General features: G+C 67.1%; 9 protein-coding genes. 6 read left to right on the top strand and 3 right to left on the bottom strand.

The window, feature by feature from the left end; genetic code table 11:
• Positions 1-277 precede the first annotated feature (277 nt).
• The gene (locus tag AC13GI_RS20275) at positions 278-1,900 is read right to left on the bottom strand and encodes an EAL domain-containing protein (RefSeq protein ID WP_482997184.1); all 1,623 of its coding nucleotides are present in this window, start codon (positions 1,898-1,900) and stop codon (positions 278-280) included.
• 228 nt (positions 1,901-2,128) lie between these two features.
• On the opposite strand from AC13GI_RS20275, the gene cycA reads away from it, so the two are divergent.
• Both cycA and AC13GI_RS20265 read left to right on the top strand, forming a co-directional pair.
• The gene (gene cycA, locus AC13GI_RS20270; protein ID WP_205406440.1) at positions 2,129-3,502 is read left to right on the top strand and encodes a D-serine/D-alanine/glycine transporter; all 1,374 of its coding nucleotides are present in this window, start codon (positions 2,129-2,131) and stop codon (positions 3,500-3,502) included.
• A 336-nt stretch (positions 3,503-3,838) separates the two neighbouring features.
• On the top strand, positions 3,839-4,615 hold the full coding sequence (locus AC13GI_RS20265) for a lytic transglycosylase domain-containing protein (protein WP_482997183.1): 777 nt from the start codon (positions 3,839-3,841) through the stop codon (positions 4,613-4,615).
• A gap of 7 nt (positions 4,616-4,622) precedes the next feature.
• On the opposite strand, the gene AC13GI_RS20260 is transcribed toward AC13GI_RS20265, so the two are convergent.
• On the bottom strand, positions 4,623-6,158 hold the full coding sequence (locus tag AC13GI_RS20260; RefSeq protein WP_482997182.1) for a hypothetical protein: 1,536 nt from the start codon (positions 6,156-6,158) through the stop codon (positions 4,623-4,625).
• A 163-nt stretch (positions 6,159-6,321) separates the two neighbouring features.
• Between AC13GI_RS20260 and AC13GI_RS20255 the strand changes: the two genes are divergently transcribed.
• Positions 6,322-8,406, top strand: coding sequence for an NHL repeat-containing protein (locus AC13GI_RS20255; RefSeq protein ID WP_482997185.1), 2,085 nt, complete (start codon positions 6,322-6,324; stop codon positions 8,404-8,406).
• Here the strand turns inward: AC13GI_RS20255 and AC13GI_RS20250 are convergent.
• Entirely contained in the window at positions 8,384-8,791 is a 408-nt protein-coding gene (locus AC13GI_RS20250; protein WP_089238385.1) for a YciI family protein, read from the bottom strand. The two genes, AC13GI_RS20255 and AC13GI_RS20250, sit on opposite strands and share 23 nt — an antisense overlap.
• Positions 8,792-9,482: 691 nt before the next feature.
• On the opposite strand from AC13GI_RS20250, the gene AC13GI_RS20245 reads away from it, so the two are divergent.
• The 3 genes from AC13GI_RS20245 (at position 9,483) to AC13GI_RS20235 (ending at position 10,831) form a co-directional block, all read left to right on the top strand.
• Positions 9,483-9,896 (top strand): YciI family protein, encoded by a 414-nt coding sequence (locus tag AC13GI_RS20245; protein ID WP_482997181.1) that lies wholly within the window; start codon positions 9,483-9,485, stop codon positions 9,894-9,896.
• A gap of 67 nt (positions 9,897-9,963) precedes the next feature.
• Positions 9,964-10,386, top strand: coding sequence for a VOC family protein (locus AC13GI_RS20240; RefSeq protein WP_033830236.1), 423 nt, complete (start codon positions 9,964-9,966; stop codon positions 10,384-10,386).
• Between the two features lie 34 nt (positions 10,387-10,420).
• Positions 10,421-10,831: a VOC family protein gene (locus AC13GI_RS20235; protein ID WP_482997180.1), complete on the top strand. Its 411-nt coding sequence runs from the start codon at positions 10,421-10,423 to the stop codon at positions 10,829-10,831.
• Positions 10,832-10,855 lie beyond the last annotated feature (24 nt).

Genomic DNA, 10,855 nt, shown 5'->3' with positions numbered 1-10,855 from the left:
TTTCTTTGCCCTCTTCGGTGGTGCAACGCCGCCGTGATGGGCCCGGGGGGGGGGGGGGGGGGTACGCGGGGGTGTCCGCGGCATGGATGCCGCGGCCAAGCCTCCATGGGTGAGGGCGCTTTGCTTGCGAAGCACTGCTTCGCAGGCGCTTGAACGCACAGCCGCCAGCGGCTGGGCAGGTCTGGGGATTCACGGCGTCCCCCGCGTATCCACCCCGCCCGACCAACCCACGAACCGCTCTCCGCGACCCACCACGAGGGGCCGCGCCGTTCGCCGACTACTCCTCCCCCGCCTGCTCACGCTCGAACGGCACGCTACGCGGATTCTGCATGTGCTCCCGCGCCGCGCCGTACTGCTGCTGGCGCTTGCGATGGAAAGCGATGAACTCATCGCGCGGCAACGGCCGCGAGAACAGCCAGCCTTGGCCGAACTGCACGTGCTGGCTGTGCAGGTAGGCCAGCTGCGCCTCGGTTTCCACGCCTTCGGCCACCAGCCACAGGCCCAGCTCGCGGGCCATGCCGATGATGTGCGGGGTGACCGGGCTGGTCGCGCTCTCGGTGCCGATCGCATCGACGAAGGACTTGTCGATCTTCAACGCATCCAACGGCAGCTGCTGCAGGTACTGCAGGCTGGAATAGCCGACGCCGAAATCATCGATGGCCACGCTGTGGCCCGCGCGTCGCGCTGCGGCCAGCATGGTGCGCGCACGGTCGATATCGAGGAAGCCATGTTCGGTGGCCTCCAGCCAGATCTGCTGCGGCAGGATGCCGCTGCCGGCCATGCGCTGCGAGATCACCTTCAGCGCCCGCCCGCTGCTGATGTCCTCGGCCGCCAGATTGATCGCGATGTGTGCGCTGCGATCCTCGGCCAGCAGTTCACGCATGTCGGTAACCACGTTCTCGATCACCAGGTCGGTGATGGCGGCAATCATCCCGGCCTCCTCGGCCAGGGGAATGAACAGGTCCGGGCGCACCTGCGTGCCGTCGGGCCGCTGCCAGCGCACCAGCGCCTCGGCGCCGACGCAGATGCCGGTGTCCAGTTCGATGATCGGCTGGTAGTGCAGGTAGAGTTCGCGGCGGCGGATGGCGATGCCCAGTTCGCCGCGCATCGACAGCCGTCGCCGCGACAGCCAGATCACCAGGCCGGCACCGGCGGCGGCCATCAGCAGTCCCAAGGGCACGAACAACCACGCCTGCTGCCGGAAGGTAGCGGCCAGCGCGGTGCGCGGTGCCGTGGCGATCGCCAGCCATTCCCCGCTGCGCGCGCTGGCGTACAGCGTGTCGCGGTCCAGCCCCTCGCCGGGTTCGCGCAGCAGCTTCTGCAACAGGGTCGGGTCCATGCCGTCCTGCTGGGTCAGCAGCCGCCCATCCGGGCTTGCCAGGGCCAGCCGCACGTCCGGATCGACGATGACGTCGACGAAGCGCCGAGGGTCGACCAGCACGTCGTAGGAGCCGTACATCATGGACAGCATCGGCCGCCGGCCGGCCGCCTCGGGGCGCACATCGACGGTGATGCCGGCGCCATCACTGGTGACGTGGTCCGGCGTGGGCTGGTCCACGTCCCGCTGGAACGGCCCCCACGACGTGCAGCGCAGCTTGCCGCCCTCGAAGTAGCCCATCTGGTCGGACGACGGGGTGGTCATCACCAGCGTCTGCATGCGCTGGATGTGTTCGGCCCCGCAGGCCGGCAGCACCGTGGCCTCCGCCGACTTCAATGCGGCAAGTGCTTCCTGGTAGGACACTTCGGTGCGGCGCAGGGTGCGATCGGCGATGGCATGCAGGCGCTGTTGCTCGACGCTGACGGCGCGGTCCCAGGTGGCATAGACCATGACCGCGATCGGCACCGCAGCGGCCAGCACGGCCAGTACGGTGCCGCCGATGATGACCCGCAGTCGGCTCATGACCGGGGCTCCAGAGAGGTGTGCAGGGCTGGGCACATGGGCGGGGCCGGTCCTTGGGCGATGGCGGTATATGAACACGGCGCCGGGCTGGGCGGAATGGGACAAATGCGGTAATGGGTCACATTGTGGTGAAAGTGACACTTGCTGACGGCCCTAGGCCGTCCGGCGCTGGCGTTGTGGCAGCCGGAGGACTACCGTCGAATGCTTCGCCCGCCTCCTTCCGCGCCCATGACCGAGCCCGCCACGCCCCCCGAGCACCTGCGCCGCAGCCTGTCCAACCGCCACCTGCAACTGATCGCCATCGGCGGTGCCATCGGTACCGGCCTGTTCATGGGCTCGGGCAAGACCATCAGCCTGGCTGGCCCGTCCATCGTGTTCGTCTACCTGATCATCGGCGCGATGCTGTTCTTCGTGATGCGCGCGATGGGCGAGCTGCTGCTGTCCAACCTGCAGTACAAATCCTTCATCGATTTCTCCACCGACCTGCTCGGGCCGTGGGCCGGGTTCTTCTGTGGCTGGACGTACTGGTTCTGCTGGATCGTCACCGCCATCGCCGATGTGATCGCCATCGCCGCCTATGCGCAGTTCTGGTTCCCCGGCCTGGATGCATGGATACCCGCGTTGGCCTGCGTGCTGCTGTTGCTGGCACTGAACCTGGTGACGGTGAAGCTGTTCGGCGAAATGGAATTCTGGTTCGCGCTGATCAAGATCGTGGCGATCTGCGCGCTGATCATCACTGGTGCCGGGCTGGTGGCGTGGGGCTTCACCTCGCCGAGCGGGCATACCGCAGCGCTGTCGAACCTGTGGAATGACGGTGGCATGTTCCCGATGGGCCTGGTCGGTTTCTTCGCCGGCTTCCAGATCGCGGTGTTCGCCTTCGTCGGCATCGAACTGGTGGGTACCACCGCTGCGGAAACGGCCGACCCGGAGCGCAACCTGCCCAAGGCGATCAACTCGATCCCGGTGCGCATCATCATCTTCTACGTGCTGGCGCTGATCGCGATCATGGCGGTCACCCCGTGGCGCCAGGTGGTGCCGGACAAGAGCCCGTTCGTGCAGCTGTTCGTGCTGGCCGGCATTCCCGCCGCCGCCAGCCTGATCAACTTCGTGGTGCTGACCTCGGCCACGTCGTCGGCCAACAGCGGCATCTTCTCCACCAGCCGCATGCTGTTCGGGCTCGCCGAAGAAGGCCATGCACCGCGCGGCCTGTCCAAGCTCTCGCGCGCAGCGGTGCCGGCCCGGGGCCTGCTGTTCTCCTGCCTGTGCCTGCTGGGCGGCACCCTGCTGATCTACCTGATCCCCAACCTGGTGACCGCTTTCACCCTGGTGACGACCCTGGCGACGGTGCTGTTCATCTTCGTCTGGTCGCTGATCCTGGTGGCCTACATGGTCTACCGCCGTCGCTACCCCGAACGCCACGCGGCCTCGATCTTCAAGATGCCCGGTGGCGTAGCGATGTGCTGGGCCTGCCTGCTGTTCTTCGCCGCCGTGCTGGTGCTGCTGAGCCTGCAGGCCGACACCCGCCAGGCGCTGGTGGCCAGCCCTGCATGGTTTGTGCTGCTGGGCGCGGGCTACTGGCTGCGGCGGAAGATGGCACGCTAGTCGGGAAGACCCATCCACACATGGCATGGATCCATGTGTCGACCAAGGTCGACACCCACCAAGAGCAGGCCATGCCATTCCGGCAGATCGCGGAAATCTGTCGAAGGCGTGGTGGGTCCGGTTGCGGGGGCGTGAGCCGCATGGATGCGGCGACCGAGCTTACATGGACGTACTTGCAGCGGCCCCCGCCACCGGACCCACCACGCCTACCTTCAGGAAACCAGCTTCTGCTGTTGCTTCGGCCGTTGCCGTTGCCTCTGCGGGTGCCGGGCGCCGCCCGGCCGAAAACCCCCATTCACTCATTGTTAGCGGCCGCCGCCGGATCATCCGGCCGCCATGTCCCTCCGTCCCGCCCTCGTCGCGCTGTTGCTGCTGTCTGGCCTGTGGCCAGGGCTGGCCGCTGCGCGCACGGTCTACCGCTGCGTCCAGGGCAACACGGTCAGCCTGGCCACCGCACCGGAGCCCGGCTCGCGCTGCACGCCAAAGGAAATCGACGACAGCGCCGTGCAGACACCCAACCTGTGGGGCAACATGGGCGTGTTCAGTGGCGTGCTGTACGAGCGCGAGCAGGACGGCAAGCTTGTCTATTCCACCCGCAACCTGCCCGGCTCGCGCATATTCCTGAAGTTCACCGTGGCCACACCGCCGGGCGAACCGGCGCATGAAGGCCTGGGCAAGGTCGGCAAGCCCCAGCTGGCCCAGCACGCCAAACAGTTCAAGGCGGCGGCCAAGGCCACCGGCGTCGACGATGCCTGGTTGCGGGCGATCGCCCATGCCGAAAGCAACTTCGACGCGCTGGCGGTGTCCAGCAAGGGCGCGCAGGGCGTGATGCAGCTGATGCCGGATACCGCGCTGGAATACGGCGTGCGCGATCCATTCTCGCCGCAGCAGTCCATCGACGGCGGTGCCCGCTACATGCGCGCGCTGCTGCGCCGCTACAACGGCGACCGTCCGCTGGCAGCAGCGGCCTACAACGCCGGCATCGGTGCGGTGGCACGCTACAAGGGCGTGCCACCGTATGCCGAAACCCTGGCCTACGTGGACAAGGTGATGGCCCTGTACACCCGCTATCGCGAGGCAATGGGCATCCGCATCGAAGTGCCGGCGAAGTAGCCGGCGTTCAGCGCGATGTGGTGCTGCCCACCAGATCGTAACGCTCGATGCGACCGACGCGCGACACTTCGGCCTGCACGTCGGTACGCTGCTTGAGTTCGCGCCAGGCAGCATCGATGCGTACATCGCCCGGCAACGAGGGATACACGCGCATGTCCTGCAGGCTGGCCAGCGCGTCGCTGCGTTCCAGCGGCGAGCGCAGCTGCTCGATCAGCACCGCTGCGGCACCATCCAGATCGCCTTCCTCCAGCAGCATCTCGCGGTAGAACAGGCGCGCGTCCTGGCGCTGGGCGACGATGACCGCACGTGCCGCGGCGGCAGCGCTGGAATCACCACGCTGGCGGGCGGCGACGAAATGGATCAAGGCCTGTGCGGCCTGGCCATAGCCGCTCAGACCGGTCAATGTGGCCATCGCGGCCTCTGCTTCCTGCGTCTTGCCGAGTGAGTTGAGCACGAAGGCCACGTTCATCTGATGCTCCAGACCATCGGGGCCGAGTGCGCCGATGCGGGCGGCCAGCTTCGCCGTCGCCAGCGCCTCATCGGTACGCTCCAGGCGTCGCAGCGCTGCGATGCGGCTGTTGAGCAGCCACGCCAGCCACTCCGCTTTGGCGGCGGGCGGCGATTGTCCTTCCGCGGCGGCCTCGGCCAGGTCATTGGTCAACGCCAGGACTTCCTCGTTGCGGTCCAGCATCAGCAGCGTGCTGCTGAAATCCACCAGGCGCGCATCCAGCTCACGATCCAACAGGCCCGATACGCGCAGGGTGTCCAGATGGACCTGTGCGGCCTTGCCCGGATCGAAGCGTGCATCGGCACGGTCCACGTAGCGGTCGAAACGCTTGTCGCTGCGCAAGCGGATCAGCTCGGCCGGGGTGTCGATGCGGGCCAGCGTTGCCCGTACGGCATCGCCGCGACCGTTGTCGGCCTGCAGCGTGGCCAGAGCCAGCCACAACCCGGTGGGTTCGATGCCGCCACTCTTCCAGCCGTTGTCGAACAGCGCCTGCAGCAGTGCCATGCGTTGCACAGGCTGTTCGCGCAGGTGGTACTGCAGGTAGCTGATGACGCGATGATCGATCGGCAGCGGGCCGTTGGCACGCGCCAGGGCCTGTGTCAGATGCTCGACCGCCGCTGCCGGTTGGTCATCGTTGAGGTCCAGCGACACCAGCGTGGTCAGGATGCTTGCATCGCCCGGCAACGCCAGCAGCGCCTGCTGCAGATAGCGCCGTGCCAGCGCGGGTTGTTTCTGCATGGCCGCCGTCCAGCCGGCAAACTGCGCGGCGCGGCCGCGGCGCTCGGCATCGAAATCTGCCAGCAGCGGGCTCTCCATCAGTCGTTGCATGGCGATCAACGCGGCCAGTGTATTGCCGCTGCTGGACTGTTCGATGGCCGTATCCCATTGCTGCGCGTACGCCGCATGCGCCGCGTCCATCGCCACATCCGACGGAGGCTGCGAAGGGGAGGTGGGTGCGCGCGGCACGTTCGCCGACGCGGTGGCGCTGGCCAGGGCGGTAAACAGCAGCACGAAGAGTGGGGTACAGCGGGGCATGGTGGGCCTCCGTCCATGGAGCGGACATTGAACCTGCTGTGGCAGCGCAGGACAAGCGCTGTGAAATTGTTCTGACCATCGGCCCTGACCATCGGCCATGGCGCTGCACGGGCGCAGCGACTATCGTTCGTGCCTCTTCATGCAAGCACAGGCAAACGGAACGATGGCGCGGTGGCAAGGGATGGCGGTGGGGGCGGTGGTAGTGGCAACAGCGGTGGCCCTGGCGGCAACCTGGTGGGAGTTCCCCGCCTCCGGCCCGCAGGCGCCGGCTGGCCCTGTACCGACGCCGCTGGCGTGGACCGCACAGATCGAGCTGCTGGCCGGCGATGGCCATCCGGGTGATCGCGATGGCGCCTCGGCCCAGGCACGCTTCGCCGATCCCTACGCATTGCTGGGTAGTGCCGATGGCAGCGTTTATTTCACCGATGCCGGTGACAACAACCGCATCCGCCGCCGCCTGCCCGATGGCCGTATCGAAACGGTCGCGGGGCAGGGCGAGGGGCGTGTTGATGGGCCTGCCCTGCAGGCAAGTTTCAACACACCTTCGGGTATTGCCGCCGATGCACAGGGCAATCTGTATGTGGCCGACACCGGCAATCATGCGATCCGACGCATCAGCACTGATGGACAGGTGACGACGCTGGCCGGTGGCCAGCAGGGCTTTGCCGATGGCCCTGCCGCGCAGGCGCGTTTCGATGGGCCGATGGGCATCGCCGTGGATGCGCGGGGACAGGTGTACGTGGCCGATACCTGGAACGACCGCATCCGCGTGATCGGTGCCGATGGCAACGTGCGTACGCTGGCCGGCGGCGACCGCCCGGGCTTCGCCGATGCGCCCGGTACCGACGCCCGCTTCGATACGCCGGTGGCGCTGGCCTTCGATGCGCACGGCGCACTGCTGGTGGCCGACCTGTTCAACAACGCAATCCGCCGCGTCGGCGCCGATGGAATGGTCAGTACCGCAGTCGGCAAGGGTGAGGTCATCAACGGCCCGCTGTCACTGGCCACCACGCACGACGGTGTGCTGTATGTGGGTGACCTGGACGGGCGCATCGTGCAGGTGACCCCGCAGGGTCATCAACTGGCGCTGCTGGGCAATGACCGCCTGCCACGGCTGGCGCGCCCCAGTGGCCTGGCCCTGGAGGCCGACGGCGCTCTGCTGGTGGCCGACTCCGCCGGTTATCGCCTGCATCGCCTGCGACCGCTGCCGGTGGGTGAACTGCCGGCACCGGCGTTGGTGGGGCCGGCCTCCGATGCGGCGCTGCCGGACAGCGGCGGGCGCTGGCCACTGGCACCACAGGATGGCTGGCATGAAGTAGTCGGCACGCTCGGCGAAGTGCGCGGCACCTTCCAGGGGGAGAGCCGCCACCACCTGCACGGCGGCTTTGACGTGCGCGGCGATGTCGGCCAGACCGTGCTGGCGATTGCCGAGGGCAAGATCAGCAGCCCGATTGCCGCCTGGAGCCTGGGCGGGCAGGCTGAAGGCCTGGCCGTGGACCGGTTGAAGTACATCCACATGCGCGTCGGTCGTACGCCACGCGGCGAACCGTTCGACGCGCGCTGGCAGCCGCTGTACGCCGAAGACGGCACGCTGGAGCGCATGCGCGTGCGTCGTGGTACGCGCATCCACGTGGGCGACCGTCTGGGCAGCATCAACAGCCAGGCGCACGTGCACCTGGCCGTGGGCAATGGCGGTTTCGAGACCAATGCGGTGGCGCTCGGGTTCAAGGACTACGCCGACCACTTCGCACCGCGCATCACCGAGGTGGCGCTGCTGGACGACAACGACCAGCCGCTGGCTGCCGGCAGCGATGGCGTGGTGATGCTGGCCCGGCAGGGACGTGGCGTGCAGATCGTGGTGGAAGCCTGGGACCAGGTGGACAACAACCTGCCGCGTCGTCGGCTGGGGCCGTACCAGGTGGGCTACCAGATCCTGGATGCCGCCGGGCAGCCGCTGCAGGGCTACGAGCAACCGCGCTGGAACATCGTCTTCAACCGCATGCCGCCGCAGAAGCAGGCGGTGAAAGTGGCTTACGCGCCCGACAGCGGCATCACCGTGCACGGCAGTGCGGTCACCCGCTTCCGGTATCTGGTGACCAACACCGTGCGCGATGGGCTGATGGAAACCGGTCGCTGGCAGCCGGCGGCGTTGCCGCCGGGCGAGTACATCGTGCGTGCCAGTGCGCGCGACTACAGCGGCAACGAAGGCGTAGGCCCGCGCGAGATCAGGGTACGGCTGCTGCCATAGCCGCAGCGGGGGCGCCGCAGCGTTCGCGCTCGGCGTCCATGTCTTCCAGCGGCCGCACCTCGATGCTGCCGAAGCGTGCCCACGGGAACCCCTGCGCGATACGCATGGCCTCATCGCGGTCGTGGGCGACGATCAGGTTGAAACCGGCCAGCAGTTCGCGGGTTTCGGCGAAGGGGCCATCAAGCACCCGGCTGTGGCCATCGCGCACGCGCAGGGTCTGCGCCGATTCGATCGGCTGCAGTTTCTGCGCGGCCAGCAACGTGCCCTCGGCCTGCAGTTTGTCGGCGTGGGCGAGGCAGTCGCGCATCAACGTGTTGAAGTCGTCGATGGGCAGGGTGCGCAGCAGTGACGGGTCGATGTAGATCAAAAGCAGGTACTGCTGCATGGCGGAGTCCTGGCGGGGGCGGGGGTCCATGATCGCGCAGGTTTGCGCGGGGGCATGCTGCACTGCGAAAGGCAGAGCGGGAAGCGCGCCTTCGGCGGGGATCGGCGAACGGCGGGGCCCCTCCGTGGTGGAAGCACAAGCATGAGCCATGGGATTGGCCGGGTGGGTAGGCGGGTCGGGGGTGGCCGCGGCATCCATGCCGCGGACACCCCCGACCCGCCTACCCACCCGGCCTTGGACAGTTTCCTGCGGCGTCCACCACGGGAAATCACAAGCAAGAGCAAAAGCGGGTCGCTTCGCTCGCAAAGCCAAGGCAGCCAGCCGACTGCTTTCGCTGTTGCTGTTGCTTATGCCTTTTTTCTTGATCTTCCCGCGGTGGATGGGAGGCAGGAACCTGTCCGTGGCCGGGCGGATGGGTTGCGCAGGGGCGTCAGCTCCATGTCCGGCGCGCCCGAGCCTACAGGGATGTATTCACGGCGTCCCCTGCGCAGCCCACCCGCCCGGCCAACCCACAGAGATGCAGCTCTTCACGACCAACCTACCCCACCACGGAGGGGCTCCGCCGTTCGCCGATCCCCGCCGAAGGCGCGCCTTCCGCGACAAAAATAATTTCCCGGAAGCTGTCGATCCTCACGCCCCTGGTTCGTTGTAAGAGGGAAGGGCACGCACCCGCAGCCCAGCGGAGACCGCAATGAAAGTGATGGTGATCGTCAAAGCCAACGCCGATTCCGAGGCCGGGCGCATGCCCAGTGAACAGGAACTGTCCGAAATGGGCGCCTACAACGAACAACTGGTGGCCGCCGGCATCATGCTCGCCGGGGAAGGCCTGCATGCCACCCAGCGCGGGCGCCGTATTCATTTCGGCAGCGGCACGCCGCGGGTCGAGACCGGCCCGTTTGGTCCGGCCGGCGAGCAGATCGCCGGGTTCTGGCTGTGGGAGGTGCGCTCGTTGGACGAGGCCATCGAATGGGCCAGCCGTGCGCCTTTCGGCGCAGGCGGTGCGCTGGAGCTGCGGCCGCTGATCACCGCCGAAGACTTCGGTGAAGCCTTCACCCCCGACTTACAGCAGCAGGAACAGCGTCTGCGTGCACAGCTGGAAGGTTGATTCGATCCATTTCTCCGCCGGGCATGGCCCGGCGCTACCGCCCTGAAACGTACAACGGAGCAATGCCATGAAACTGATTCCCTTCCTTGGCTTCAGCGGCCAGGCCCACGACGCAATGGCGTTCTATGCGAAAGCACTCGGCGGCCAGGTCACCTCGGAAATGAAGTACCGCGACATGCCGCCGTCCGACGGCTCGCCGGGCTGCAATGAGATGCCGGCAGATACGCTCGACCATGTGGCCCACAGCCAGTTGGAGATCGGCAGCGCGATCGTGATGGCGGCCGACGGCCCCGGCGGCGGCGAGGGTGGTTCCACCACCATCAACGTCGACGTGGACAGCATCGAAGAAGCCGAACGCGTGTTCGCCGCGCTGGCCGAAGGTGGCCAGGTGCAGATGCCGATCGCCGAAACCTTCTGGGCCCACCGCTGGGGCATGTTGACCGACCGTTACGGCAAGCCGTGGATGGTCAACTGCATGAAGCAGCCCTGATCCCTTTTTCCTTCATCCACAAGGAGCTTTACCGATGAGTGCACCGCGACCGCAGATGATCTTCGTCAACCTACCCGTGCAGGATCTCAACGCATCCAAGGCCTTTTTCGCCGCGCTGGGCTACAGCTTCAACCCGACCTTCACCAACGATGATGCGGCCTGCATGGTCATCAGCGAGAGCATCTTCGTGATGCTGCTGACCCAGCCGTTCTTCAAGCAGTTCACCACCAAGCCGATTGCCGATGCGCATGGCCACACCGAGGTGATCACCTGCCTGTCGGCGGACAGCCGCAAGGCGGTGGACGTGATGGTGGACAAGGCGCTGGCTGCCGGTGCCAGCGAACCACAGCCGGCGCGTGACTACGGCTTCATGTACCAGCGCGGTTTCCAGGACCTGGATGGGCATCTCTGGGAAATCGCACACATGGACGGCGAGCCGGGCTGACCGGCCGCCGCAGGGAGACTCCCC

It is taken from the genome of Stenotrophomonas sp. 82F1 (assembly GCF_056861525.1).
Note: the sequence above shows the minus strand (reverse complement) of the source record. Positions and strands in the feature narration are given on the sequence as shown.

Excerpts from the sequence above, each read along its gene's own strand:
- AC13GI_RS20275 (WP_482997184.1), bottom strand. The coding sequence starts at position 1,900 with ATGAGCCGACTGCGGGTCATCATCGGCGGCACCGTACTGGCCGTGCTG.
- cycA (WP_205406440.1), top strand. The coding sequence starts at position 2,129 with ATGACCGAGCCCGCCACGCCCCCCGAGCACCTGCGCCGCAGCCTGTCC.
- AC13GI_RS20265 (WP_482997183.1), top strand. The coding sequence starts at position 3,839 with ATGTCCCTCCGTCCCGCCCTCGTCGCGCTGTTGCTGCTGTCTGGCCTG.
- AC13GI_RS20260 (WP_482997182.1), bottom strand. The coding sequence starts at position 6,158 with ATGCCCCGCTGTACCCCACTCTTCGTGCTGCTGTTTACCGCCCTGGCC.
- AC13GI_RS20255 (WP_482997185.1), top strand. The coding sequence starts at position 6,322 with ATGGCGCGGTGGCAAGGGATGGCGGTGGGGGCGGTGGTAGTGGCAACA.
- AC13GI_RS20250 (WP_089238385.1), bottom strand. The coding sequence starts at position 8,791 with ATGCAGCAGTACCTGCTTTTGATCTACATCGACCCGTCACTGCTGCGC.
- AC13GI_RS20245 (WP_482997181.1), top strand. The coding sequence starts at position 9,483 with ATGAAAGTGATGGTGATCGTCAAAGCCAACGCCGATTCCGAGGCCGGG.
- AC13GI_RS20240 (WP_033830236.1), top strand. The coding sequence starts at position 9,964 with ATGAAACTGATTCCCTTCCTTGGCTTCAGCGGCCAGGCCCACGACGCA.
- AC13GI_RS20235 (WP_482997180.1), top strand. The coding sequence starts at position 10,421 with ATGAGTGCACCGCGACCGCAGATGATCTTCGTCAACCTACCCGTGCAG.